The organism is Streptomyces cathayae, assembly GCF_029760955.1.
Lineage (GTDB): Bacteria > Actinomycetota > Actinomycetes > Streptomycetales > Streptomycetaceae > Streptomyces > Streptomyces cathayae.
This window is the reverse complement of record NZ_CP121682.1, coordinates 3,709,938-3,734,661: the sequence shown is the minus strand read 5'-3', so window position 1 is coordinate 3,734,661 and position 24,724 is coordinate 3,709,938. Positions and strand designations below refer to the sequence as shown.

The following is a 24,724-nucleotide window of genomic DNA, read 5'->3' as shown; positions in this document are numbered from 1 at the left end:
GGCGCGGATGACGGAATCGGGGGTCGCGGGGGTGTTCGGGCGGATGGTGGCGGGCCGGGTGGTGCGTTGGCTGCGTGTGCTGCGCGATGACCTGTGCACCGCGCGGGCGGACCCGCTGCCGCCGTTCACATGGCTGCGCTGGCTGCCGCACGGGGTGTTGTGCCTGGCCGGATTCGGGATTTTCGGGGGTGGCTTCGCCCAGCTCCGGGACCACGGGTACGTGGAGATCGGCTTCGCGACCGCGGTCGCGGTCGGACAGGGCGGCGCCGTGATCGTCGGGCTGTGGCGGCCGATCACCGCTTGGTGGATGTCGTTGGGGTCCACGGTGCTGGGGGCGGTCGCGGTCCATCACCTGCTCTACGGCCCGGCGGCCGGCTTCCAGTGGCCCTGGACCGCTGCCGGCATCGTCGCCCATCTGCTGGTCCTGCTGCTGCTCACGCTGCGCGTGCGGACCCGCGTCTCGGTCGAGGCCCTGGTGCTCACCCTGCTGGTCACCTATGTCTTCCAGGCACTCTGGGGCGGCCCGGACTACTCGTCCACCGGCGTGCTCGCCGCCTCCCTGTCCACCGTCGTGGTCGTGCTCGGCATCGCCCTGCGCGGCCGTCGCGAGGCCCGCGCCGAACTCGTGGAGCAGACCACGCTCACCGCCGAGGAACGCTCCCGGCGCACCCTGCTGGAGGAACGCAGCCGGATCGCCCGCGAGTTGCACGACGTGGTGGCCCACCACATGTCGGTCATCTCCATCCAGGCCCAGGTCGCCCCGCACCTGGTGGAGAACCCGTCCGAGGAGCTGAAGGAGAACCTGGCCGGCATCCGGCAGAACGCCGTCGACGCGCTGACCGAGCTGCGCCGCGTCCTGGGCGTCCTGCGCTCCGAACACCCCGTCGGCACCGGCGACCACGAGGGCGTGCCCGGCCCGCGCCCGGACGGCCCCGCCACCGCGCCCCACGCGCCCCACGCCCCGCAGCCCACCCTGGACCGGCTGGGGGCGCTGGTGGAGAACACCCGCGCCGCCGGACTCACCGTCACCACCGAGATCACCGGAGAGCGGCGCCCGCTGCCGCCCGGCGTGGAACTGTCGGCGTACCGGATCGTGCAGGAGGCGCTGAGCAACGTCCTGCGGCATGCACCCGGCGCCACCGCCCAGGTCCGCCTCGCCTACGACCGGGACGGGCTGCGGATCGAGGTCCTCAACAGCCGCCCCACCCGCGAGGCACCGCTGTCCTCGGGCGCCGGGCACGGACTGCTCGGGATGCGGGAACGGGCCGCGATGCTCGGCGGTACCCTCACGGCCGGCCCCCGGACCGGCCACGGCTACAAGGTCGAGGCCCACCTCCCGGTCTCCGCCCCGCACGCTTCCGACACCCCTCCACAGGACGGCCCCGCATGATCCGCGTACTCGTCGCCGACGACCAGCAGATGGTCCGGCAGGGTTTCACCGTGCTGCTGAACACCCAGCCCGACATCGAGGTGGTCGGCCAGGCGGTGGACGGGCTGGACGCGGTCGCCCAGGTCGCCGAACTCGCCCCGGACGTCGTCCTGATGGACATCCGCATGCCCGAACTCGGCGGCATCGAGGCCACCCGCCGCATCACCACGGCCACACCGCACATCCGGGTGCTGGTGCTGACCACCTTCGACCTCGACGAGTACGTGTACGAGGCACTGCGGGCCGGTGCCTCCGGCTTCCTCCTCAAGGACGCCTCCTCCGACCAACTCGCCGAGGCGGTACGGGTGGTGGCATCCGGAGACGCCCTGCTCGCGCCCGGCATCACCCGCCGCCTGATAGCCGAGTTCTCCCGGATGGACGCCAGACCCCGCCCTCCGCTCAGGGACCGCGTGGGCGACCTCACCGAACGCGAGACGGAGGTGCTGTCGCTGATCGCGCAGGGCCTGTCGAACGCGGAGATCGCCCTGCGGCTGGTGGTCGCCGAGCAGACCGTGAAGACGCACGTCGGCCGCATCCTGGTGAAACTGGGCCTGCGCGACCGCACCCAGGCGGCGGTGTTCGCGTACGAGTCGGGGCTGGTCCGCCCCTCGGGATACTGAGGTGCGGTGCCGCCTCGTAGTACTTGAGACGGATGCGCCGGAACCCCTCTCACCGGGGACGACGACGGTCCCCCGACCGGCCTAACGTGACACCGTGACCGAGACCACCCACACCCACCCCGCGGCCCCGCCGTCCGGGGACGGGGCCACGACACGCAGCCCGGAGTACCGGCTGGCCCGGAACGTCCTGCGCGGGCTGCGCCAGGACCTGATCCACGACGCGTTCGCCTACCGCCCCCTCCCGCGCCGCGAGACGAACGGCCGCCTGGCGCGGCTGCTGCCCGGCCGCCTGCGGGAGCACGCGGGCTGGGCACCGCACGCCCTGATCGTCGCGCTCGCCCTCCTGGCGTTCAGCGTCTCCGGCGGTTCCTTCGGCGTGATCCTCGGTCTGTTCGCCGGGATCCCGATCCTGATGACCCTCGTCCGGCCGGTCGGCGCGTTCTGGCTGTCCATGGGGACCACCGTCGTCTCCACCCTGTTCGGCAACACCTGGGGCGACTGGCCGTGGTTGCCCGGCTCCATCGTCTGCCACCTCACGGTGCTGACCGTCGTCGCGCTGCGCACCAGGCCCCGCACCGCCGCCTGGATGTGGGCGCTCACCGCCCTGTACGGAGGCCTGGCCGAAACCCTGTTCGGCCCAATCGGTCCGTACTATCACAGCACCAACACCGCCCCCATGCTGGTCTACTCCGCGCTGATCCTGCTGTGCGTGGCCGTGTGGCACATCCGGCGTTCGGCCGAGGAGGAGGTGACCGCCCAGCAGACGGTCACCGCGCACGAACGCTCCCGGCGCACGCTCCTCGAGGAGCGCACCACCATCGCCCGTGAGCTGCACGACGTGGTCGCGCACCACATGTCGGTCGTCGCCATCCAGGCCGAGGCCGCCCCCTACCGGGTGGAGAACCCGCCGCCCGAGCTGGAACGCGCCTTCGCCACCATCCGCGAGAACGCGGTGGCCGCCCTCACCGAGCTGCGCCGGGTCCTGGGCGTGGTCCGCGCCGAGGACTACGAGGCTCCCGACGCCCCGCAGCCCACCCTCGCCGACCTGGACGCCCTGCTCGCCAACGTGCGGGACACCGGTCTGGACGTGGAGAAGGTGGTGACCGGCGCGGTGCGCGAGCTGCCGCAGGGCGTGGAGCTGTCGGCGTACAGGATCGTGCAGGAGGCGCTGAGCAACAGCCTGCGGCACGCGCCGGGAGCGAGCGCCCGGGTCGAGATCGGGTACGTCCTCGGCGGCCTCGGTCTGCGCGTGGTCAACGGCCCGGCCCCCTCACCGAACCTGGTGAAGCCCTCGCCCGGCGCCGGGCACGGCGTCACCGGCATGCGCGAGCGGGTCTCCATGCTGAACGGCGAGATGACGGCCGGCCCGACCGACGACGGCGGCTACGAGGTCGCGGTGTTCCTGCCGGTCGCCTCGGTGAACGAGAACGAGGGTGACGCATGACCATTCGCGTCCTGATCGCGGACGACCAGATGATGGTGCGCGAGGGCTTCTCGGTGCTGCTGAACGCGATGCCGGGCATCGAGGTCGTCGGAGAGGCCGTCAACGGCCGGGAGGCGGTGGACCGGGTCCGCGAACTCGCCCCCGACGTCGTCCTGATGGACATCCGCATGCCCGAGCTGAACGGCATCGAGGCGACCCGCGAGATCGTCGCCGCCGACGGCGCCGCGAAGGTGTTGGTGCTGACCACCTTCGACCTCGACGAGTACGTCTACCAGGCGCTGCGCGCGGGCGCCTCCGGCTTCCTCCTCAAGGACGCCTCGGCCCGCCAACTCGCCGACGGGGTGCGGATCGTCGCGTCCGGCGAGGCGCTGCTCGCCCCCACGGTGACCAAGCGCCTGATCACCGAGTTCTCCAGACTGTCCGAGGCCCCGCGCCTGATGTCGTCCGCGCACGCGGCCTACGGCGACCTGACCGAGCGCGAGACGGAGGTCCTGGTGCTCATCGCGCAGGGCCTGTCGAACTCGGAGATCGCCGGACGGCTGGTGGTCGCCGAGTCGACGATCAAGACCCATGTGAGCCGCATCCTGGTGAAGTTGGGCCTGCGCGACCGCACCCAGGCAGCCGTCTTCGCCTACGAGGCCCGACTGGTGACACCGGGTTGACCGTGCCGGCCGCGCTGACCGGAGAGCTCACACCACACGTACTTGCCCCGGTTGCCGAACCGGGAGAGCGGATGCCAGCCCCACAGGTCGGAGCAGGCCCTGACGAGGGCAAGCCCCCGACCGTCCTCCTCGGTGTCGCCACCGTCCGACCCGGCAGGAGGGAGCGGCGGTTCGGGGTCCGCGTCCCACGCCCCGATCCGCAGCACGCCGGCCGCCCACCGCACCCGCAGCGCGGCGGGCCCCTTGGTGTGCCGCACGGCGTTGGTGACCAACTCGGTCGCCAGCAGTTCGGCGACGTCGACCAGACGGATCAGGCCGTGCATCGTGAGGATGAGACGGAGGGTGCGGCGGCTGATGGTGACGGCGCGCGGGTCGTTCGGGATGTACAGGGAGTACTCCCAGGGCTCGTCCTCGGGCATGCGGCAACTCCGTTCGGTGAGGTGAGGGGCGTCGCAGCCACCGGGCGGTGTCATTGCCGCAACCGTCATGACAGGACGAAGCGGTGCACTTCCGGCACCCCGGTGTTCCGTAGCGTGTGCGTCGCGTCACTGACGGTATGGCACTAATTGGTGCCAGTGCAACTGGTTGGCGTAGCCTTACACCCGAATGTGGGTCCAGTAAAGGGATGTTGAGCGGGAGGGCGCGTGCCGCCGAGGAGTAATCCCACTGCGCGACAGGTGCGCCTGGGAACAGAACTGCGCAGGCTGCGCGAGGCTGCCGGTCTGAAGGCCCGGGAGGTGGCAGCACTTCTGAACTCGACCTCGGGTCAAATGAGTCACATAGAGCTCGGCATCGCAGCTGTCAGCGCGGAGCGCATTCGCCGCATGGCCGCCCATTACGCCTGCATGGACGACCAGTTGATCGACGCGCTCGTGGTCATGGCGACCGACCGTACGCGCGGTTGGTGGGAGGAGTGCCGGGGGATTCTGCCGCCGGCATTCCTGGACACGGCCGAAGCCGAGCACCACGCGACATACCTGCGCGAAGTGGTGATCATGCACGTGCCCGGTCTGTTGCAGACCGCGGACTACGCGCGTGCCGTCTTCAGCTACATGCGCCCCGAACTCTCCGAGAGCGAGGTGGCTGCGCGCGTGGAGCACCGGATGAACCGACGCGTGATCATCGAGCGTGACAGCCCGACGCCGTATGAAACGGTCATCCATGAATTCGCCCTGCGCGTTCATGTGGTCGATCGCCAGGCGTCACGTGCTCAACTGCGCTTCATCCTGGATGAGATCGAGAAGGGGCATGCCACGGTGCGTGTCATCCCCGTCGACTTCGAAGGCTTCGCGGGAGCTGGAGCTTCGATGATGTACCTCGGTGGTCCGGTGCCCCAACTGGACACTGGGCTGCGCGATTCGCCCACGGGCGTCGTCTTCTGCGATGCACAGGCCCAACTGAAATGGCTCCGTGCGTTGTTCCATAAGGTGGAGAGCGCGGCGCTGGAGCCTGTGGCGTCGCGAGACGTCATCCACCGGCTGGCGAAGGAACTGTGAGGCGCACGATGACCGAGGCCCTGAACTGGCGGAAGTCCACCTATTCAAGCGGCGGTGACGGCGATACCTGCGTCGAGATAGCGGAAGCGCACCCCCGCATAGCCATACGCGACTCCAAGGCCCCCGCCCGCGCCACTCTCTCCTTCCCCGCCCGCTCCTTCGGCGCCTTCGTAGAGTCGGTCAAGAGGTCGCGCGGATAGGCGGGTGAGCTGGGGCAGGCCGACCGCGGCGTGGGTGTGGCGGCCTGTGAGTCAGACCCGCTCCAGAGGCCGGTGCGGTCCGCTGGGGAGTTCTGCTTCGATCACGTCGCCCGGGCGCACCACGCCGCCCTCCTTCACGATGCTCATGATTCCGGCCTTGCGTACGAGGTGTCCGGCTTCGTCGCGGCCGACGACCTGCTTCAGCAGCCCGTCCTGGAAGGCGTCGATCTGCAGGCAGGGATTGCGCAGGCCGGTCACCTCCAGCACCGCGTCGTCGCCGATGCGCAGCAGCGTGCCGACCGGCAGGCCGAGCAGATCGACGCCCCGGGTGGTGATGTTCTCGCCGAGGTCACCGGGCGCCACCTCGAATCCCTCCGCACCGACCTCGGCGAAGAGCTCCTCATGGATGAGGTGGACCTGGCGCAGGTTCGGCTGGGTGGGGTCCTGCGCGACCCGCGAGCGGTGCTTGACCGTGACGCCGGCATGTACGTCCCCCTCGACCCCGAGCCCGGCGAGCAGCGTGATGCTGTCCCGGTTCGGCTTGGTGAACGAGTACTCACCGTTGCTGCTGACTGCCGTGACTGTCCCGTTCATCAGCGGACCCCCAGTGACAATGCCGATCCACGACCCTAACTCCTGGGCCACACAAGCACATCAGCCCAGAATCATCCGCGGGAGGCACGTTGAGGGAGTTGGCCCACGTCGCTCCGGAGGCCCGGGACCGGCTCGTCGTCCGGTTCGGATCCGAGGTGCTCGGTTGGTGCGACGAGTTGCCCGACCTCGTCGGCGAGCTCGCTGCTCGCTGGGATCTGGAGCTGGTCGCGGCGGGTGGCGGAGGCACCTCGCGGGTGTTCCGCTGCGTGAGGCGAGGCACGGGTGCCCCGGTGTGGCTGAAGCTCACACCGGAGTCCGCGCCGGCCCGCGAGGAGGCCGAAGCGCTGCGGGCCTGGGCGGGGACGCCGTCGGTCGTCACGTTGCTGGCAGAAGACGTGGCCGCCGGGGCCCTGTTGCTGGAGCACGTGGAGCCGGGAGTGCCCGTGCGGCAGCAGGGCTGGAATCCGCCCGAGGTCGCGGCTCTGCTGCGAGACCTGAGGGTCCCGCCTCCCCTGCCGGGGGAGCATTCGGTACTGCGGCCTCTCTCGCACCGGATCCGCTTTCTGTTCGACCTGGCCGACCGCAGGTCGGCGGTGAACGCCGGGAACGGCCTGGACGCCCCCGCGGTGCTGGGGCGGGCCCGGGCGAGGGCCCTGGAACTCGCCGAAAGCGGACCGGTGGCACTCGTGCACGGTGATCTCCACTCGGCCAACGTGCTGTCCGGTCCGGGTGCCCGCACGGTGGCGATCGACCCGAGGCCGGCGTGGGGCGACCCGGACTTCGACGCCGTGGACTGGGCGCTCGACGGGGTCGAGGATGCATCCGTGCTGGAGCGGAGGGTCGAGAGGCTGGCGGCGCTGGTTCCCGGTATGTCTCCTGAGCGCGTGCTGGGCTGGTGCGGGGCGCTGGCCGCCCTCATCGCGGTCCCCAGAGTGTGCGCGGGACGGGACGACGCGGAAACCCGGTTCCTCACGACCCTGGCCGACGGCTGATCCGCCCGCCTGCTGGAGCACTCTCCCTACCGCAGTGCAGTCAGGAGAAGCTGCTTCCGGTCGGGCGGCTCTGGGCACGGGGCAGGTCGGCGGCCTATGGTCCGGGCATGATGGCTGAATCCGACCTCGTGTTCGCTCCCTGGGACCCGGCGTTCGTCGCTGATCCGTATGCCGGCTATGCCGAGCTGCGGGAACGGGGGCGGGTGCACTGGTTCGAGCCGACGAACCAGTGGCTGGTGCCGCACCACGCGGACGTCTCGGCGCTGCTGCGCGACCGGCGGCTGGGGCGGACGTACCAGCACCGCTTCACCCACGAGGAGTTCGGCCGGACGGCCCCGCCGCCCGAGCAGGAGCCGTTCCACACCCTCAACGACCACGGCATGCTCGACCTGGAGCCGCCGGACCACACCCGGATCCGGCGCCTGGTGTCGAAGGCGTTCACCCCGCGCACGGTGGAGCGGCTGAAGCCGTACGTCGAGGGGCTGGCGGCGGACCTGGTGGCCGCGCTGGTCGACGCCGGCGGCGGTGACCTGCTGACGGACGTCGCCGAACCGCTGCCGGTCGCGGTGATCGCCGAGATGCTGGGCATCCCGGAGTCCGACCGGGCCCCGCTGCGCCCCTGGTCGGCGGACATCTGCGGGATGTACGAGCTGAACCCGTCGGGGGAGTCGGCGGAGAAGGCCGTCAGGGCGTCGGTCGAGTTCTCGGACTATCTGCGGGAGCTGATCGCCGAGCGTCGTGCGAAGCCCGGCGACGACCTGATCTCGGGGCTGATCGCCGCCCACGACGAGGACGACGACCGGCTCACCGAGCAGGAGATGATCTCCACCTGCGTGCTGCTGCTGAACGCGGGCCACGAGGCGACGGTGAACTCCACGGTCAACGGCTGGTGGGCGCTGTTCCGGCACCCCGACCAGCTGGCCGCCCTCCGCGCGAACCACTCCCTGGTCCCCACGGCGGTGGAGGAACTGATGCGCTACGACACCCCGCTCCAGCTCTTCGAACGCTGGGTCCTGGACGACATCGAGATCGACGGCACGGTGATCCCCCGGGGTGCGGAGATCGCCATGCTCTTCGGCTCCGCCAACCACGACCCGGCCGTGTTCGCCGACCCCGCCCGCCTGGACCTCACCCGCGCGGACAACCCGCACATCTCCTTCAGCGCCGGCATCCACTACTGCATCGGCGCACCCCTGGCCCGTATCGAACTCGCAGCGTCCATGACGGCGTTGCTGGAGCAGGCCCCGACGCTGCGCCTGGCGGAGGAACCGAAGCGCACACCGAACTTCGTGATCCGGGGCCTGGAGGGGCTGACGGTCGAGGTCTGAGCCCGCCACTCCGAACCGCGTCACCCCTGAGGGCGAGGCACCGGGCCCGTTCCGCTTCCGCGAAGGGGAGATCCGTGGTCCCGGGGCCGCGGAGCCGGAGACGGGGTCCTTGCCGAAAACCGTGAGCACTCGGCGGGCATGTGTCACTTGAGCCCTCACCTGAGCGCGATCGGGACAGTTGTGGCCGAAGCGCTCACGGTTTTGGGGTGGTGTGTCCCCCCTCCGGGGCATGGGCGAGTGTCGCAAGGAGGACACATTGAGGCCGCCGTCCCTTCGGACGGTCGTGGAACACCGCCCGCACGAGCAGCCGACCGCCCCCGACCCGCGACGGTCCTGCCCTGCCCGGCGAGGGTGCGTCTCGGCCGGGCAGGACAGGGGGCTGCGGCGAGGCTATTTCGTCTCCAGGTCCCGGCGGCGGAAGCCCGTCAGGCCCAGCCACACCAGGCCGGTGGCGGTGAGGGAGAGCAGGAGGAGGGGGAGCCAGTTCATGTCCGCGGCGGGGAGCCGGGGGACGTGGCCGAAGGGGGAGAGGTTGTTCATCCAGCCCGGGAACCGGAGGATCTGGCCGAGGTAGCCGACCACGAAGGCGTACACCGGCACGATCCAGGCCGCCTGGCTCGCCCGGGGGAACCAGCCGAAGAGCACCACGGCCACGCCGACCGTGACCCACAGGGCGGGCGCGTAGGCGAGGGCCGCCCCCACCAGCTTCGGGAGCAGCGAGCCGTCCCCGGTCGAGGCCGCGCCCGCGATGCCGAAGCCGAGCCCGGCCAGCAGCAGCACGACCGTGCCGCCGCCCAGGGCCACGGCCAGGTGGCCGCCGACCCAGCGGGTGCGGGAGAGGCCGGTGGCGAGAAGGGGTTCGGCGCGGCCCGCCGTCTCCTCGGAGCGGGGCCGCAGCGCCGCCATGACGACGTACACCGCCGCCACGACCGCGAGGACGACCATGACCATGGAGGCGAAGGACTCGGCGATGCCCGCCCCGCCGAGGCGGGCCAGGGCCTCCTGGATCTCGTCGATGCCCTTCAGCATCTCCTCGGCGTCCCCGAGGATCGATCCGTACATCGCGCCCATCAGGAACAGGCCCGCGCCGAAGCCGATCAGCGTGCCGCGGTGCAGTCGCAGGGCGAGGCCGAGCGGTGTGGCGAGCGCGTCGGAGGCCGTGGGGCTGCCCAGCTTCTCCGGACGCAGGCCCGCTCCCACGTCGCGGCGGGTGGAGAGCACGAAACCCGCCGCCGCGCACACCACCGCGAACACCAGGCAGAGCAGCAGCGGCCACCAGCGGTCGTCGACGTACGGGTAGCTGCGCTGCACCCAGCCGATCGGGGACAGCCAGGACAGGGCGTCGTTCGCGCCGCTGTCGCCGGCGGCGCGCAGCACGTAGGCGAGGCCGATGACCGCGAGCGCCATGCCGGACGCGCCGCGGGTGTGCGCGGTGAACTGGACGGTGACCGCGGCGACGGCGGCGAAGACGAGGCCGACGGCGGCGTGGGCGAAGCCGTAGAGCAGCGAGCCCGCCGTGTCGATGCCCTCCGTCCCCAGGCCGGCCAGGCCGAAGGCCAGCAGCAGGGCGAGGGTGAGGTCGGCCAGGACCGCGACGGACAGGGCGGCGGCGAGGTGGGCGTGGCGGCCCACCACCGTCGAGCGCACCAGCTCGGCGCGGCCGGTCTCCTCCTCGGCACGGGTGTGCCGGGTGATGATCAGCACGCTCATGAGGCCGACCAGGACGGCCATGAAGCCGAGCATCTGGTGGCTCAGCATGGAGCCGAAGCCGTAGTCGTCGAGGTAGTGGCGGGGGCCGGACATGGCGAGGCCGGCCGGGCTGTCCATGCTCCGGACGGCGTTCGCCCGGTCCTCCGGGGAGCTGTAGAGCGTGGTGAAACTGTTCGCCGTGGCGAGCGTGCCGAGGAACAGGGCCAGGATCCACACCGGGAGCCGGATCCGGTCGCGGCGCAGGGCGAAGCGGATCAGCGTCCGGGTCCCGGCCAGCGCGTTGCCGCCCGCGGCCGGTCCGGCGGGGGCCGGCACCTCGGGGGCGGAGGTCGCGGTGGTCATCGCGGGTCTCCGTCCGTGCGCTGCCCGGCCTGCCCGGCCTGCCCGGCCTGCCCGGCCTGCCCGGCCTGCCCGGCCTGCCCGGCCTGCCCGGCCTGCCCGGCCTGCCCGGCCTGCTTGGTCTGCCCGGACTGTTCGGTGTCCGGCCCGGCCGTGTCCGGTGCACCCGTGTCCGGCCCGTCCGTGCCGTGGCCGTTGGCGGCGAGTTCGCTGCCGTAGTGGCGGAGCATCAGCTCCTCCAGGGTCGGCGGGTGGCTGACGAGACTGCGGATGCCGCACTCGGTGAGCCTGCGGACCGCCGCGCCGACCTGGCCGCCGTCGACGGCGAAACGGACCCGGCCGGTGGCCTCGTCGAGGGTCTGCAGGCCGTGCACGCCGGGCAACTCGGCGAGACCGGTGACGGGACGCTCGGTCTCCGCCTCGATGGTGGTGCGGGTCAGGTGGCGCAGCTCGCCGAGGGTGCCGGACTGGACGGTGCGGCCCAGCCGGATGATGCTCACCCGGTCGGCGAGCTTCTCCACCTGGGCCAGGATGTGGCTGGAGAGCAGGACGGTCCTGCCGGCCGCCTTGGCCTCGCCGATGACGTCCTGGAAGACGACCTCCATGAGCGGGTCCAGTCCCGCGGTCGGCTCGTCGAGCAGCAGCAGCTCGGCGTCGGAGGCGAGCGCGGCGACGATGGCGACCTTCTGCCGGTTGCCCTTGGAGTAGGCGCGGCCCTTCTTGGTCGGGTCCAGGTCGAAGCGCTCGATGAGCTCGGTGCGCCGCTTCCTGTCCAGGCCGCCGCGCAGCCGCGCCAGCAGGTCGATGGCCTCGCCGCCGGTGAGGCCCGGCCACAGCTCGACGTCGCCGGGGACATAGGCGAGGCGGCGGTGCAGCTCCACGGCGTCCGCCCACGGATCACGGCCGAGCACCCGGGTGGCACCCGAGTCGGCACGCAGCAGGCCGAGCAGGACGCGGAGGGTGGTGGACTTGCCGGAGCCGTTCGGGCCCAGGAAGCCGTGGACCTCGCCGGACTCGACGTCCAGGTCGAGACCGTCGAGTGCGCGCGTGCGACCGAACGACTTGTGGAGTCCGGACACGGTGATGGCCTTCGTCATGACGACGAACGTACATTTCCTTCAGAATTTTGTGAAGTTAAGGAACTGTATAAACGGTGGCTAGACTGGCGAACGGCGTCTGAACAGGGGAGATGATCGAGGCATGGCGGAACCGAGCGCGACGAGGCGGGACCTGGAGGCCGTCTCACGGTTCGTCGAGCACTTCGCGGCACAGCTGGTGGAGGCCGGACTGCCGCGCATGCCCGCCCGGGTCTTCGCCGCGCTGCTCTCCTCCGACACCGGTGTCATGACCTCCGCCGAACTGGGGGAGCGGCTGCGGATCTCGCCCGCCGCGGTCTCCGGCGCGGTGCGCTATCTGGCGCAGCAGCACATGGTCTCCCGCGAGCGCGAGCCCGGCTCGCGCCGGGAGCGGTACCGGGTGCGCGGCGACCAGTGGTACGAGGCCCTGACCAACCGCGAGGCCGTCATCCGGCGCTGGGAGGACGCCCTGCGCGAGGGCGTCACCAGCCTGGGGTCCGACACCCCGGCGGGCCGTCGGCTGGCGGAGACCCTGGCCTTCTTCGAGTTCGTGGAGAAGGAGGTCGAGGGGATGATGGCGCGCTGGCGCGTGCAGCGGGAGGAGCGCTTCGGGCGGGGTGGGGCATAGGTGCGGAAGCCGGTCACGGCTCTGTGAGTGATCGGATGCTCTGAGTGGTGGCTGGTCCGCATCAAAGGGAGGGCGCATCATGACAGTCATGGCAGAGCGACCGATGATAAGCGGCACTGAGTCCGGCAACTTCGAGGAACTGTTGGACCTCCTCGACGAGCTGCATCTGCGCGACGGCTTCAAGGCCGAGATCATCAGGGGGAACATCGTTGTGTCGCCGTGGTCGAAGGGCTACTACCAGCGCGTGATGCACCTGGTGTGCAAACAACTGGAGCCGCATCTTCCTGCAGGGCATTCCATCAGTTGCGGCCCGTTCCTGTATGTCTTCCCGGGGGACGAGAGTGCGTACGGACCGGATATCCATGCAGCGTCCGACCGTGCCTTCGAGACGACCAGTAACCGTCTGGATGGCGAAGCCCTCTCCTTCGTCGCCGAACTGACCTCCTCCTCCACCCGGGACGACGACCTGACGGACAAGGTCGAGGTCTATGGGCGAGCCGGTATCCCCGTCTACCTGCTCCTCGACATGCAGGAGGAACAGGCCACGGTCTTCTCGATGCCCTCGGCCAAGGGCTACGAGGCTCGCTGCTCCAAGCCGTTCGGCGAGAAGCTGCCGATTCCCCAGCCGTTCGACTGCCTGCTGGACACGACCGATTTCAAGGCCCCCTGAGCCGGTCGGTCAGCTCTTCGGCAGGGTCAGCCCCAGGGCACCCTCCAGCACCACCCACGTCCGGGTCCGCACCGGCCCCGAGACCACCGCGTCCGCGCGGTAGCGGAAGTGGGCGCCCGAGACCGTCACCGTGCGCCCCTCCGCCAGCAGCGGGGACGCCTCCGCACCCACCGACGCCGGGCGCACCTCGACCCTGGCCGTCCCGGAGGCGCCCGGGACGACCGACACGGCCTGCACCGGCTGGTGCAGGTCGACCAGGGTCTCTCCGTCGACCTCCACCCGCAGCCGGGAGGGATGCGCCTCGGTGACGGGGGCGATCTCGGACGGCCGGGCCGGCACCAGGGTCCGTACCAGGGACCGGCACGTCTGCAGCCAGGGGCGCCCCACCCCGCCGACCGTCTCCCGTACCGGCGTCACACCTCCGACCGGCGGGATCCGCACCGCGCCGAGCACCACGCCGTCGCTGTCGTCCACCAGCAGGTCCAGTCGCCGCTCGGCGCCGTCCAGCACGGCCCGCGCCGCCGCCACCGTCTCCGTGGGCACCCCCAGCGACCGGGCGAGGGACAGCGTGCCGCCGACCGGCACCAGGGACAGCGCGCAGCCGGTCAGCTCGCGCTGCCGGTGCAGCACCTCCACCGCCCGCATCAGGGCCCGGTCGTCGCCGATCACCACCGGCCGCCGGGAACCCAGCCGGGCCAGCGCGCGGGCGAACTCCTCCGGCCCGTCCGGCAGGCAGACCTTCGTCGGCGCACCCCCGCTGAGCACGTCTTTCGCGATGCGCACGGACTCGCCGTCCCTGCGGCGGGCGACCGGATCGATGACCACCAGGAGCTGATCGGACGTCGGGGAAGTCGCCACCTCGGCCATGCCTCGCTTCCTCGGGTAGCATCTTTGTGCAAGAGCCCCTTTGCACTTTTGCGCAGGGGCTTCGTCTATTCCGGGGCACCCGGTCCGACGGTTGGCGGTCAACGGTGGTCGCGGTGCACGCGACAGAGATCCACCGCGTACGCCCCTGACCCTGGACATGCCCCGCCCGGAAGGGGTGTACGCGCGTGCCCGCACTTGTGCTGCTCGGTGCTCAGTGGGGTGACGAAGGCAAGGGAAAGGCGACGGACCTGCTCGGAGGTTCCGTCGACTACGTGGTGCGTTACCAAGGCGGCAACAACGCCGGCCACACGGTAGTCGTGGGCGATCAGAAGTACGCCCTGCACCTGCTCCCTTCCGGAATCCTGTCCCCCGGCTGCACGCCGGTCATCGGCAACGGCGTCGTTGTCGACCCCTCCGTCCTGCTCTCCGAGCTGAGCGGGCTGAACGAGCGGGGCGTCGACACGTCCAAGCTCCTGCTCAGCGGCAACGCGCACATCATCACGCCGTACAACGTGACCGTCGACAAGGTGACGGAACGCTTCCTCGGCAAGCGCAAGATCGGGACGACCGGCCGCGGCATCGGCCCGACCTACGCCGACAAGATCAACCGCGTCGGCATCCGGGTCCAGGACCTGTACGACGAGTCGATCCTCACCCAGAAGGTCGAGGCGGCCCTCGACGCCAAGAACCAGATGCTCACCAAGCTCTACAACCGGCGCGCGATCGCCGTCGAGCAGGTGGTCGGGGAGCTGCTGGGCTACGCCGACAAGCTGGCGCCCTACGTCACCGACACCGTCCTGGTCCTCAACGAGGCGCTCGACCAGGACAAGGTGGTCCTCTTCGAGGGCGGCCAGGGCACCCTGCTCGACATCGACCACGGCACGTACCCCTTCGTCACCTCGTCCAACCCGACCGCGGGCGGCGCCTGCACGGGCGCCGGCGTGGGCCCGACGAAGATCAGCCGGGTCATCGGCATCCTCAAGGCGTACACCACCCGCGTCGGCGCCGGCCCGTTCCCGACCGAGCTCTTCGACGAGGACGGCGAGGCCCTGCGCCGCATCGGCGGCGAACGGGGCGTCACCACCGGCCGTGACCGCCGCTGCGGCTGGTTCGACGCGGTCATCGCCCGCTACGCGACCCGTGTCAACGGCCTGACCGACTTCTTCCTCACCAAGCTCGACGTCCTCACCGGCTGGGAGCAGATCCCGGTCTGCGTGGCCTACGAGATCGACGGCAGGCGCGTCGAGGAGCTCCCCTACTCCCAGACGGACTTCCACCACGCGAAGCCGGTCTACGAGATGCTCCCCGGCTGGTCCGAGGACATCACCGGGGCGAAGTCCTTCTCCGACCTCCCGAAGAACGCCCAGGCCTACGTCAAGGCGCTGGAGGAGATGTCCGGCGCCCCGATCTCCGCGATCGGCGTGGGCCCGGGCCGCGACGAGACGATCGAGATCAACTCGTTCCTGTAGGACCGGCCCTGCCGTACCCGACGTCCCGGTGACCCGTCCAGGGTCACCGGGACGTCCTTGTCTCCGGGGGTGTTTTCGTTTCCGGGGCGTCCGGGGCGTCCGGGGCGTCCGGGGCGTCCGGGGCGTCCGGGGCGAGCCCGTGCCCGCCCGGGGTCAGCTGAAGACGATCATCGAGCCCTGGGCCAGGCTTCGGGTCGCGGCCGCGTGCAGGCCGAGCCAGACGTGGCGTTCGCGGGCGAAGGGGCTGGGGTCGTACGGGGGCGGGACGGCGGGCTCCTCCAGCTCGGTCGGTCCCTGCGGGGGATCCGGCGTGGCCGGCGGGTTCGCGGGGTCGATGCCGAGGGCCGGGGCGACGAGCTCCAGTTCCCGCAGCAGCGCGTGGGAGGAGCCCAGCGGGCCGCCGCCGGCGAGCAGCTCGTCGCTGGAGAGCGGGGTCGGGAAGTCCACGGGGACGTACGCCCCGGCGTGGTCGTAGTGCCAGACCAGGTGCGACTGCTGGGCCGTCGCCTCGAACATCTCCAGCAACTGCTCGTAGTCACCGCCCAGTTCGCCCACCGGCGTGACCGGCAGCCCGGACACCTGGAGCAGATAGGTGCGCCGCAGGAAGTGCAGCGCGTCGTAGTCGAAACCCGCGACCGGGGCGACCTCGCCGGACAGTCCCGGCATGTACTGGAACACCGGCACCGGCGGCAGTCCGGCCTCGGCGAGCACCTTGTTGTACTGCGCGATCTCCTCGGCGAACGGATTGTCGGGCGTGTGGCACAACACGTCGACGAGCGGTACCAGCCACAGGTCACAGGCCAAGAGAGCTCCTCGCACAGCACGTAGGTCGAAGACACACAGGTCCTCGGAGAAGGGTATCGGCGGGGGGGCGGGGGCGGCTCCCCCCGTGCAGGCCCCCCACCCATACGAACACGGACGCCGCGGGCGCCGCGCCCCGGCCCCGCTCGGTCCGCTCAGTCCGGGGGGAGCCGTTCGACGAGGCTCAGGGAGTGGGCGTTGTACGAGTCGATGATCGCGCGCGCGGAAGCGGTGTCGCGGCGCGACAGGGAATCGACCAGATCGGTGTGCTCGGACCACAGCCGTCCCCGCAGATCGGGCAGCCGACGCAGATGCTGCACCGCGCACACCCAGGTCTGCACCCGGAGCCGGTGCAGGAAGGCGGTGAGGTAGGAGTTGCCGAACAGGGCCCCGAGTTCGCGCCAGAAACGCAGGTCGTAGCCGATCAGAACGGTGAGGTCCCCGGCGAGGGCCGACCGCTGCGCCTCCTCGCCGCGCCGCCGGACCCCGGCGAGCGCGGCGGCGACCCGGGGCTCCTCGGGCCGCAGGGAGGCCAGGCGTCCGTCGGGGGAGGTCAGGGCGTGGAACATCCCGTCGATCACCAGGCCGCGGGCCTCGATCATGTCGCGGAAGTCGTCGACGGAGTACTCCTGCACCCGAAACCCCCGGTGCTGGTCGGCGTCGAGCAGTCCCTGCGCCGACAGGTCGACCAGCGCCTCCCGCACCGGGGTCGCGGACACCCCGTACTGGTCGGCGATCTCCTTGACGGTGAACTCCTGCCCCGGCTGGAGCCGCCCGGCCAGCACCTCGTCACGGAGCGCGTCGGCGATCTGCTGCCGCAGCGTGCTGCGGGTCACCGCACCGTTGCCGCTGGTGCCGGGCATGGTCGGGCGTCTCCCTCATCGCGTTCGAATGACGTGCACACATCTGTGCACGGTTCCGCCACCTTACGCGTTCACTTCTCCCGAACCTGTTCGAGTGCCCGCCGGGGCCGGCAGCCCTCGGCGGGCCCCGGCGGGCACGGGGTGTCAGGTCACTCCACGTGTTCGTCCGCCACCGACAGGGCCGAGTCCAGTGCCGCCAGGCCCTCCTTCAGCTCGGTCTCGGTCGTGTTGCACGGCGGCACCACATGGGTGCGGTTCATGTTCACGAAGGGCCACAGCCCGCCCGCCTTCGCGGCCGCCGCGAACGCGGCCATGGGGGCGTTCGCCTCGCCGGCCGCGTTGTACGGCACCAGCGGCTCCCGGGTCTCCCGGTTCCGTACCAGCTCCAGCGCCCAGAACATGCCGACCCCGCGGACCTCGCCCACACTGGGGTGCCGCTCCGCGAGCTCGTGCAGCGCGGGTCCGACCACCGACGTGCCGAGCCGCGCCGCGTTCTCGACGACGCCCTCCTCGGCCATGACCTCGATCGTCGCGACGGCCGCGGCGCAGGCCAGCGGATGCCCGGAGTACGTCAGCCCACCCGGGTACGGCCGCTTCCCGAACGTGTCGGCGATCGCCCCGGAGATCGCGACGCCGCCGAGCGGCACGTACCCGGAGTTCACGCCCTTCGCGAAGGTCAGCAGGTCCGGCACGACGTCGTACAGGTCCGCCGCGAACCACGTGCCGGTCCGGCCGAACCCGGCCATGACCTCGTCCAGGACGAAGACGATGCCGTACGTGTCGCACAGCGCACGCACCCCGGCGAGGTAACCGGGCGGCGGCGGCATGATGCCCGCCGTGCCCGGGACGGTCTCCAGGATGATCGCCGCGATCGTCGCGGGCCCCTCGAAGGTGATCGTCGCCTCCAGGTGCTCGAGCGCCCGCGCGCACTCCTGCTCCTCGGTCTCGGCGTGGAAGCGGGAGCGGTACAGGAAGGGCGCCCAGAAGCGCACGACCCCGGCCGTGCCGCTGTCGGAGGCCCAGCGGCGCGGGTCACCGGTGAGGTTCACGGTCTGCTGGGTGCCGCCGTGGTACGAGCGGTACGCGGAGAGCACCTTGGGCCGCCCGGTGTGCAGCCGCGCCATGCGCACGGCGTGCTCGACGGCGTCCGCGCCCCCGTTGGTGAAGAAGATCTTGTCGAGGTCGCCCGGTGTCCGCTCGGCGATCAGCCGCGCCGCCTCCGACCGCGCCTCGACGGCGAACGCGGGCGCGAACGTCGTCATCCGCGCGGCCTGCTCCTGGATCGCGGCGACGACCTTCGGGTGCTGGTAGCCGATGTTGGTGTAGACGAGGCCGCTGGTGAAGTCGAGGTAGCGCCGGCCGTCGTAGTCCCAGAAGTACGAACCCTGGGCCCCGGCGACGGCGAGCGGGTCGATGAGCTCCTGCGCGGACCAGGAGTGGAAGACGTGCGCACGGTCGGCGGCCTTCACGGCGGCCCCGGCCTCGGGGTTCGGCTGAGGAGTCATGGCGCCGAGGGTAGGCCGTGGCACCGGCCGCGCGACATCGGCGGGCTGTCCGCGGCCCGCCGCCTTCCGCGACAGAGCGTCGACGGCCGTCGCTACCGAAGGAGCCGGTGACCGGCGACCGGCGCGGTGGAGGCGTGCGGCGCGGCGGGGTTCGCACAGGCGGTCCACGCGGTGAACGCCTGTCCGCCGTGCGCGACGAACCGGGCCCTCCTGTTACGGAACCGTGGACGAAGCCCTGGTCACTCCGGACCCGGCCCGGTCTATTCTCGGGCTGTTGCTCACTGTGGGGGAAGGCGGCGCAACGATGGAGATGCACGGGCCGGGGGACGGCGCGGCGGGGGCGCTGGGCGACCGGCACCCGGAGAGGATCGGCGCGTACCGGCTGCTCGCGCGGCTCGGGGCCGGCGGAATGGGGCAGGTCTACCTGGCCCGTTCCGACCGGGGACGCACCGTCGCCGTCAAGCTGGTCCGCGAGGAGCTGGCCCAGCAGGAGGAGTTCCGGGCCCGTTTCCGCCAGGAGGTGCAGGCCGCACGGCAGGTCGGCGGCGCCTGGACCGCGCCGGTGCTGGACGCGGACACCGAGGCCCCGGTGCCGTGGGTCGCCACCGGGTACGTCGCGGGGCCCAGCCTCCAGCAGGTGGTCGGGCGGGACCACGGAGCGCTGCCCGAGCGTTCGGTCCGCATTCTCGCCGCCGGTCTCGCGCACGCGCTGAAGGACATCCACGCCGTCGGCATCGTGCACCGCGACCTCAAGCCGTCCAACGTGCTCGTCACCATCGACGGGCCGCGCGTCATCGACTTCGGGATCGCGCGGGCGATGGAGACCGTGACCGACGGCGGACTCACCCGCACCGGCGCGCTCGTCGGCTCGCCCGGGTTCATGGCGCCGGAGCAGGTGCGCGGCGACCGGATCACCTCCGCCTGCGACGTCTTCTGCCTCGGCTCGGTGCTCGCCTACGCGGCCTCCGGGGAGCTTCCCTTCGGCACCGCCAACAGTGGTGTGCACGCCCTGATGTTCCGCATCGCCCAGGAGGAACCCGACCTCGGCCGGGTCCCCGAGGGCCTCGCCGACCTGGTGCGGGACTGCCTGAGGAAGGACCCCGCCCAGCGGCCCACGCTCGACCAGATCCTGGAGCGCACCGGTGCCGAGGACACCGTCGTCGACGGCCGCTCCCGCGATCCCTGGCTGCCGGGCGCCCTGGTCGCCCAGCTCGGCCGGCACGCCGTGCGGCTGCTGGACGCGGAGGCCCCGGAAGCGCCCCCGGCACTCCCGGCAGCGGCGGCACCCCCGGCAGCGGCGGCAGCGGCGGCGGGTGCGGCAGGGGCCGCCGGGCAGCCCACGCCGTCCGCACCGCCCGGGCCGCCCGCACCGGCTGCGCTCCCCGCACCGTCCACGCCGTCTGGGCTTCCCGGACCGGACGGCTCCGCGCCCGCCGCCACCCCCGAGCACGCCCCCGCCCCCGACGCCTCCGCCCCACCGGAGCCCCCGCCCCACGCACCCGCCCCGCCCGCGCCGGGCACCCCCGGTGACGGGGCGCCGGTGAACCACCTGCCCACCCTGGTCGTCGGCCAGAGCACCACACCGCCCCCGGGCCCCAACCCGGGCAACCCGGCGATGGGGCAGGCCCCCGCCGCCTACGGCCATCCCCAGCAGCACCCCCAGCCCCCCGGCTACGGCTACCCGTACAACGCCTACGGGGCCGCCGGCTCCACCCCGCCCTACGGCCCGCCGCCCTTCGGCTCCACCCCGCCCCCGTACGGCCCGGCGCAGGCACCGCGGAGCGACCGTTCCACCGCGCTGCTCGTCGTCATCGCGCTGGTCGTCGCGATCGCCGCCGGTGGCACGGTGTACGCGCTGATGAGCGGCAACGACGGCGGCAACAGCGCCGGCGGCGACCCCACGACCGCGGCGACCGACGACACGTCCCGGGGCACCGACCCGACCGCCGACGGCAAGGCCTCGCCCGGCCCGGACGGATCAGGTGGTGCGGGAGACACGGGCGACCCGACGCGGCCCGGCACCTCCGCGCCGACGGACGGGGCGATCCCGACCGGCTACCTGGGCAGTTGGTCCACGACCATCGACAACGCGAGCGGCCTGCACACCCGCACGCTGACCCTCCAGCAGGGCGAGGTGGGGGACACGGTCATGTCCCTCGTCGCCGACGGACCCACCGGCAACGGCACCTACCACTGCGTGTTCGAGGGCAGCCTCTCCGACGCCCCGGGCTCCGGCGACCGGCTGCGGATCGGCCCGTCCAGCGTGACGGTCGGCCAGCCGCGCAGCGCCTGCACCCCGGGGTCCGCCACCGAGATCACCCTCCGCCCCGACGGTTCCCTCCAGCGCGTGAACACCAGCAACGGCGAGCAGCTCGTCTACACCCGGGACTGAGACACCCGGCCGTCCCCCTGCCTCGGCTCACCTCGGCTCCGGCGGGCGCTGCCGGGGCATGTTCGGCCGGGCCGGGCCCGGTGGGGCGGGGAAGCGGCCGTGCGGCGCGGCCGCATCGGGGCGGACCGGGCCCGCCGCGGCCCTCCGGACGCCCGGTGGCACGATCCCGCCGCGGAAGTCCGTCATCCAGTCCTCCGTCTCGGCCCGCACCAGCTCGCTCACGTCCTCCGAGAACCGCCGCAGCACCGACAGGCACCGCTCGGCCGCCTCGCTCGCGGTGCCCTCGGCCGGTCCCAGCACCTCACGGACGCACTCCGACGCCCAGTCGAACTGGAACGCCTGGAGCCGCCGCTGCACCGCCTGCGCGGTCGCCACGTCCCGCATCCAGCCGGACGTCACCCCGAAGAACCGGTCGGCGACCGCACACGCGACCGCCAGCAGCAGCGCCAGGTACCCCCAGGGAGTGGCCCCGACGGCCACCCGGGTCAGATCCAGCAGCAGCAGCGCCGCCCCGGTGACCGTCCCCGCCGCGGTCCCGGCGCGCAGGGCCCGCGCGCAGCGCCGCTTCCACACCCGGTCCGCGAGGTACCAGGCGGCGGTGTCCAGTGCCCCCCGCTCCACCCACCGGTACAGCTCGTCCAGCCGGAGCGCGGGCTCGCCCCAGTCCCCGAGCGGAAACACCCGCCCGGCCAGATCGCCCGGCCGCAGCCCGGCCGCCCCCTCGCCGGGACCGTCCTGCGGACGGTCCTCGGGCTGCATCTCCGGCTGACCCACCCCGTACTCCCTACTGACCTGACCCCTGCCGACTCCTGCCGACTCCTGCTCGACGCCGGCCCGGCGTCTGCTCGACGTCCGGCGCGGACGTGCCCGGCCCTTCCTATCGCCCAACGGGTGGGGCGCGTCGGGGGTTCGGCCGCTCTTCCGCCCGAAAGAGGGCCGTGATCAGGTAGAGGGCCCGACCGGGACTCACTCGAAAGAGTGCTGGGGCGACGGCCGCCCGGACCACGTAGGCTCGTGCCGAGCGGGAAAATCCCGTACGGACGGACCGACCAAGGAGCTGAATCGTGATCCCCGGTGGTGGCCAGCCCAACATGCAGCAGTTGCTCCAGCAGGCCCAGAAGATGCAGCAGGACCTGGCCAAGGCGCAGGAGGAACTCGCGCAGACGGAGATCGACGGCAAGGCGGGCGGCGGCCTGGTGACGGCGACCGTCACCGGCGGTGGCGAACTCCGGGCGCTGAAGATCGACCCGAAGGCGGTGGACCCCGAGGACACCGAGACCCTCGCGGACCTGATCGTCGCGGCCGTCCAGGCGGCCAACGAGAACGCTCAGACCATCCAGCAGCAGAAGCTCGGCCCGCTGGCCCAGGGTTTGGGCGGCGGCGGCATTCCCGGTCTGCCCTTCTAAGACGGGGCGCGGGCCTCTACGGTACGTACTGAAGAAAACCAGGAAGGACGGCAGTCCGTTGTACGAAGGCGTGGTGCAGGATCTCATCGACGAACTCGGGCGGCTGCCCGGCGTCGGTCCGAAGAGCGCCCAGCGGATCGCCTTCCACATCCTCCAGGCGGAGCCGACGGACGTACGGCGTCTCGCCCACGCCCTGATGGAAGTGAAGGCGAAGGTCCGCTTCTGCGCGACCTGCGGCAACGTGGCGCAGGAGGAGTTCTGCAACATCTGCCGTGACACCCGCCGCGACCGCGCGGTCATCTGTGTCGTGGAGGAGCCCAAGGACGTCGTGGCCATCGAGCGCACCCGCGAGTTCCGGGGCCGCTACCACGTCCTGGGCGGCGCGATCAGCCCGATCGACGGGGTGGGCCCCGACGATCTGCGCATCCGGGAACTGCTGGCCCGGCTGGCCGACGGCACGGTCACCGAGCTGATCCTGGCCACGGACCCGAATCTGGAGGGCGAGGCCACGGCCACGTACCTCGCCCGCATGATCAAGCCCATGGGCCTGAAGGTCACCCGTCTGGCCAGCGGCCTCCCGGTGGGCGGCGACCTGGAGTACGCGGACGAGGTCACTCTCGGGCGGGCCTTCGAGGGGAGACGACTCCTAGATGTCTGACGCCACGCTGCACGCGACCGACCGGGACCCGGACGACTTCTCGGTCCAGATCGCGGATCAGATCGAGAGCTTCCTGGTCGCCGTCACGGAGGTCGCCAAGGGCGACGAGCCCGACTCGACGGTTCCCTTCCTCCTGCTGGAGGTCTCCCAGCTCATGCTGGCCGGCGGCCGGCTGGGCGCCCACGAGGACATCCTCCCCGAGGAACGGTACGAGCCCGACCCGGGCCCGGAGGCCGACGTGGACGAACTCCGCGAGAACCTCGCCCGGCTGCTGGAGCCGGTCGACGTCTACTCCGAGGTCTTCGACCCCTACGAGCCCCGCACGGCGCCCGTCCCGGCCCGGATCTCCGACGACCTCACCGACGTCATCACCGACCTCCGCCACGGCATGGTCCACTACCGGGCCGGCCGTACCACCGAAGCGCTGTGGTGGTGGCAGTTCTCCTACTTCTCCAACTGGGGCTCCACCGCGTCGGCGACCCTGCGCGCCCTCCAGTCCGTCGTCGCCCACGTCCGCCTCGACCAGCCCCTGCCCGCCCTCGACGGCCTCGACACCGACCAGGGCATGGGCGACGACACCCTCGAGTTCGAGGCGGGCAAGGTCATGGCGGAGGAGATCGGCACCCCCCTGGGCATGCGCCCGGTCATATGAAGGAGCCGGTGTTCCCGAAACGGTGGGCGGGGGAGGGACCTCTTCGCTGAAGACGTGAGCAATCGGCGGGAAGGTGTCACTTCGCCGCTCAGATGAGCGCCATGGGGGCAGTTCCGGCCGAAGTGCTCACGTCTTGCAGCGGGTGGGCGGCATGGACGACCGCGTGTACGTCGGCAACGCGGGCAAGGACGCGGCGCTGGACCGGGGCTGGATCCTCGGGCACTTCAAGGACCTCGACGATCCGCGCCACAGCGAGGCCGTGGAGATCAAGTGGGGTGTCCACCCCCGCGGCGACGAGCGGGTGCGGTGGGTGCGGGGCGAGGAACGCACAGCCCTCCTGGTGCTCGTCAGCGGCCGTTTCCGGGTGGAACTTCCCGGCCGCAGCGTCCTGCTGGAGGAGCAGGGCGATTACGTCGTGTGGGGGCGGGGAGTCGACCACTCCTGGTACGCGGAGGAGGAGTCGGTGGTACTGACCGTCCGCTGGCCGTCCGTCCCCGGCTACGCAGTGGCAGAGAGCGAGGAAACCTGATGAGCCGGTACAGCAGCTGGACGGATGCCAAGCGCCGGATCCGGGAGAACCAGCCCGAGGTGTCCGACGCCGAACGGGCGGCCCGCAAGCAGGCCGCGCGTACGGCGACCGAGGCCTACGTGGTGGGTCACCACCTGCGTGAGATCCGCGAGGAGCAAGGGCTGACGCAGGCGCAGGCGGCCGCGGCGGTGGGAATCTCCCAGGCCAGGGCCTCCCAGATCGAGCGGGGAGAGATCCACAACCTGGAGTCCATGCGCACGTACGCGGAGGCACTCGGGGCCAGGATCACGGTGACGATCGAGTACCGCGACCGAACGGCGGGTGTGGCCTGACCGAGGCGTCGGCCGCCGGTACGGGGCGGGAGGACGTGGTCGTGGGGTGGCCGTGAGGGTGT

The 24,724-nt window shown here is 71.7% G+C and carries 26 protein-coding genes; 17 read left to right on the top strand and 9 right to left on the bottom strand.

The genetic code is table 11. The features are described 5' to 3' along the window. Nucleotides 1-7: 7 nt before the first annotated feature. From PYS65_RS16895 to PYS65_RS16880, 4 genes are all read left to right on the top strand, one after another. Nucleotides 8-1,390 (top strand): sensor histidine kinase, encoded by a 1,383-nt coding sequence (locus tag PYS65_RS16895; protein WP_279334778.1) that lies wholly within the window; start codon nucleotides 8-10, stop codon nucleotides 1,388-1,390. Continuing rightward, complete coding sequence (locus PYS65_RS16890) at nucleotides 1,387-2,049, top strand: response regulator (RefSeq protein WP_279334777.1); 663 nt, start codon at nucleotides 1,387-1,389, stop codon at nucleotides 2,047-2,049. The genes PYS65_RS16895 and PYS65_RS16890 overlap by 4 nt, the downstream gene beginning before the upstream one ends. Before the next feature lie 94 nt (nucleotides 2,050-2,143). Further along, nucleotides 2,144-3,493, top strand: coding sequence for a sensor histidine kinase (locus PYS65_RS16885; RefSeq protein WP_279334776.1), 1,350 nt, complete (start codon nucleotides 2,144-2,146; stop codon nucleotides 3,491-3,493). Continuing rightward, on the top strand, nucleotides 3,490-4,155 hold the full coding sequence (locus tag PYS65_RS16880) for a response regulator transcription factor (RefSeq protein ID WP_279334775.1): 666 nt from the start codon (nucleotides 3,490-3,492) through the stop codon (nucleotides 4,153-4,155). The genes PYS65_RS16885 and PYS65_RS16880 overlap by 4 nt, the downstream gene beginning before the upstream one ends. Here the strand turns inward: PYS65_RS16880 and PYS65_RS16875 are convergent. Then, the gene (locus tag PYS65_RS16875) at nucleotides 4,125-4,574 is read right to left on the bottom strand and encodes an ATP-binding protein (RefSeq protein WP_279334774.1); all 450 of its coding nucleotides are present in this window, start codon (nucleotides 4,572-4,574) and stop codon (nucleotides 4,125-4,127) included. The genes PYS65_RS16880 and PYS65_RS16875 overlap by 31 nt on opposite strands. Nucleotides 4,575-4,799: 225 nt before the next feature. Between PYS65_RS16875 and PYS65_RS16870 the strand changes: the two genes are divergently transcribed. Together PYS65_RS16870 and PYS65_RS16865 are read left to right on the top strand one after the other, a co-directional pair. After that, nucleotides 4,800-5,651, top strand: coding sequence for a helix-turn-helix domain-containing protein (locus tag PYS65_RS16870; protein WP_279334773.1), 852 nt, complete (start codon nucleotides 4,800-4,802; stop codon nucleotides 5,649-5,651). Between the two features lie 8 nt (nucleotides 5,652-5,659). Then, complete coding sequence (locus PYS65_RS16865; protein ID WP_279334772.1) at nucleotides 5,660-5,851, top strand: DUF397 domain-containing protein; 192 nt, start codon at nucleotides 5,660-5,662, stop codon at nucleotides 5,849-5,851. Nucleotides 5,852-5,902: 51 nt separating this feature from the next. Here the strand turns inward: PYS65_RS16865 and PYS65_RS16860 are convergent, their stop codons facing one another. After that, the gene (locus tag PYS65_RS16860; protein ID WP_279334771.1) at nucleotides 5,903-6,445 is read right to left on the bottom strand and encodes an MOSC domain-containing protein; all 543 of its coding nucleotides are present in this window, start codon (nucleotides 6,443-6,445) and stop codon (nucleotides 5,903-5,905) included. 98 nt (nucleotides 6,446-6,543) lie between these two features. On the opposite strand from PYS65_RS16860, the gene PYS65_RS16855 reads away from it, so the two are divergent. Both PYS65_RS16855 and PYS65_RS16850 read left to right on the top strand, forming a co-directional pair. Continuing rightward, the gene (locus PYS65_RS16855) at nucleotides 6,544-7,437 is read left to right on the top strand and encodes an aminoglycoside phosphotransferase family protein (RefSeq protein WP_279334770.1); all 894 of its coding nucleotides are present in this window, start codon (nucleotides 6,544-6,546) and stop codon (nucleotides 7,435-7,437) included. 107 nt (nucleotides 7,438-7,544) lie between these two features. Further along, nucleotides 7,545-8,765, top strand: coding sequence for a cytochrome P450 (locus PYS65_RS16850; RefSeq protein WP_279334769.1), 1,221 nt, complete (start codon nucleotides 7,545-7,547; stop codon nucleotides 8,763-8,765). A gap of 390 nt (nucleotides 8,766-9,155) precedes the next feature. Here the strand turns inward: PYS65_RS16850 and PYS65_RS16845 are convergent, their stop codons facing one another. Together PYS65_RS16845 and PYS65_RS16840 are read right to left on the bottom strand one after the other, a co-directional pair. Then, nucleotides 9,156-10,817, bottom strand: coding sequence for an ABC transporter permease (locus tag PYS65_RS16845; RefSeq protein WP_279334768.1), 1,662 nt, complete (start codon nucleotides 10,815-10,817; stop codon nucleotides 9,156-9,158). Continuing rightward, entirely contained in the window at nucleotides 10,814-11,911 is a 1,098-nt protein-coding gene (locus PYS65_RS16840; RefSeq protein WP_279334767.1) for an ABC transporter ATP-binding protein, read from the bottom strand. The genes PYS65_RS16845 and PYS65_RS16840 overlap by 4 nt, the downstream gene beginning before the upstream one ends. A 103-nt stretch (nucleotides 11,912-12,014) precedes the next feature. Here PYS65_RS16840 and PYS65_RS16835 point away from each other — a divergent pair, with 103 nt between their 5' ends. Both PYS65_RS16835 and PYS65_RS16830 read left to right on the top strand, forming a co-directional pair. Further along, nucleotides 12,015-12,518 carry a GbsR/MarR family transcriptional regulator gene (locus PYS65_RS16835; RefSeq protein ID WP_279334766.1) on the top strand — a complete coding sequence of 168 codons (504 nt, stop codon included), beginning with the start codon at nucleotides 12,015-12,017 and terminating at the stop codon, nucleotides 12,516-12,518. A 79-nt stretch (nucleotides 12,519-12,597) separates the two neighbouring features. Then, entirely contained in the window at nucleotides 12,598-13,188 is a 591-nt protein-coding gene (locus PYS65_RS16830) for a Uma2 family endonuclease (protein ID WP_279334765.1), read from the top strand. Nucleotides 13,189-13,197: 9 nt separating this feature from the next. Here PYS65_RS16830 and PYS65_RS16825 read toward each other — a convergent pair whose 3' ends face one another. Continuing rightward, entirely contained in the window at nucleotides 13,198-14,055 is an 858-nt protein-coding gene (locus PYS65_RS16825; RefSeq protein WP_279334764.1) for a diacylglycerol kinase family protein, read from the bottom strand. Between the two features lie 185 nt (nucleotides 14,056-14,240). On the opposite strand from PYS65_RS16825, the gene PYS65_RS16820 reads away from it, so the two are divergent. Further along, nucleotides 14,241-15,524 (top strand): adenylosuccinate synthase, encoded by a 1,284-nt coding sequence (locus PYS65_RS16820; protein ID WP_279334763.1) that lies wholly within the window; start codon nucleotides 14,241-14,243, stop codon nucleotides 15,522-15,524. 153 nt (nucleotides 15,525-15,677) lie between these two features. On the opposite strand, the gene PYS65_RS16815 is transcribed toward PYS65_RS16820, so the two are convergent. The 3 genes from PYS65_RS16815 to PYS65_RS16805 form a co-directional block, all read right to left on the bottom strand. Continuing rightward, complete coding sequence (locus PYS65_RS16815) at nucleotides 15,678-16,328, bottom strand: hypothetical protein (protein ID WP_279334762.1); 651 nt, start codon at nucleotides 16,326-16,328, stop codon at nucleotides 15,678-15,680. Nucleotides 16,329-16,480: 152 nt separating this feature from the next. Next, on the bottom strand, nucleotides 16,481-17,188 hold the full coding sequence (locus tag PYS65_RS16810; protein ID WP_279334761.1) for a GntR family transcriptional regulator: 708 nt from the start codon (nucleotides 17,186-17,188) through the stop codon (nucleotides 16,481-16,483). A 149-nt stretch (nucleotides 17,189-17,337) separates the two neighbouring features. Beyond that, a complete protein-coding gene (locus PYS65_RS16805) occupies nucleotides 17,338-18,693 on the bottom strand; it encodes an aspartate aminotransferase family protein (protein ID WP_279334760.1) in 1,356 nt (451 codons plus the stop codon). Between the two features lie 304 nt (nucleotides 18,694-18,997). On the opposite strand from PYS65_RS16805, the gene PYS65_RS16800 reads away from it, so the two are divergent. Then, nucleotides 18,998-21,085, top strand: coding sequence for a serine/threonine-protein kinase (locus PYS65_RS16800; protein WP_423836160.1), 2,088 nt, complete (start codon nucleotides 18,998-19,000; stop codon nucleotides 21,083-21,085). A gap of 27 nt (nucleotides 21,086-21,112) precedes the next feature. Here PYS65_RS16800 and PYS65_RS16795 read toward each other — a convergent pair whose 3' ends face one another. Next, nucleotides 21,113-21,859: an SLATT domain-containing protein gene (locus PYS65_RS16795; RefSeq protein WP_279334759.1), complete on the bottom strand. Its 747-nt coding sequence runs from the start codon at nucleotides 21,857-21,859 to the stop codon at nucleotides 21,113-21,115. Nucleotides 21,860-22,149: 290 nt separating this feature from the next. On the opposite strand from PYS65_RS16795, the gene PYS65_RS16790 reads away from it, so the two are divergent. From PYS65_RS16790 to PYS65_RS16770, 5 genes are all read left to right on the top strand, one after another. Continuing rightward, the gene (locus tag PYS65_RS16790; protein ID WP_279334758.1) at nucleotides 22,150-22,491 is read left to right on the top strand and encodes a YbaB/EbfC family nucleoid-associated protein; all 342 of its coding nucleotides are present in this window, start codon (nucleotides 22,150-22,152) and stop codon (nucleotides 22,489-22,491) included. Nucleotides 22,492-22,549: 58 nt separating this feature from the next. Further along, the gene (gene recR, locus PYS65_RS16785) at nucleotides 22,550-23,149 is read left to right on the top strand and encodes a recombination mediator RecR (RefSeq protein ID WP_109377195.1); all 600 of its coding nucleotides are present in this window, start codon (nucleotides 22,550-22,552) and stop codon (nucleotides 23,147-23,149) included. Then, complete coding sequence (locus PYS65_RS16780; protein ID WP_279334757.1) at nucleotides 23,142-23,801, top strand: DUF5063 domain-containing protein; 660 nt, start codon at nucleotides 23,142-23,144, stop codon at nucleotides 23,799-23,801. Before recR ends, PYS65_RS16780 begins: the two co-directional genes overlap by 8 nt. A 151-nt stretch (nucleotides 23,802-23,952) precedes the next feature. After that, nucleotides 23,953-24,330, top strand: coding sequence for a cupin domain-containing protein (locus tag PYS65_RS16775; protein ID WP_279334756.1), 378 nt, complete (start codon nucleotides 23,953-23,955; stop codon nucleotides 24,328-24,330). Continuing rightward, the gene (locus tag PYS65_RS16770; protein WP_279334755.1) at nucleotides 24,330-24,662 is read left to right on the top strand and encodes a helix-turn-helix domain-containing protein; all 333 of its coding nucleotides are present in this window, start codon (nucleotides 24,330-24,332) and stop codon (nucleotides 24,660-24,662) included. The genes PYS65_RS16775 and PYS65_RS16770 overlap by 1 nt, the downstream gene beginning before the upstream one ends. Nucleotides 24,663-24,724 lie beyond the last annotated feature (62 nt).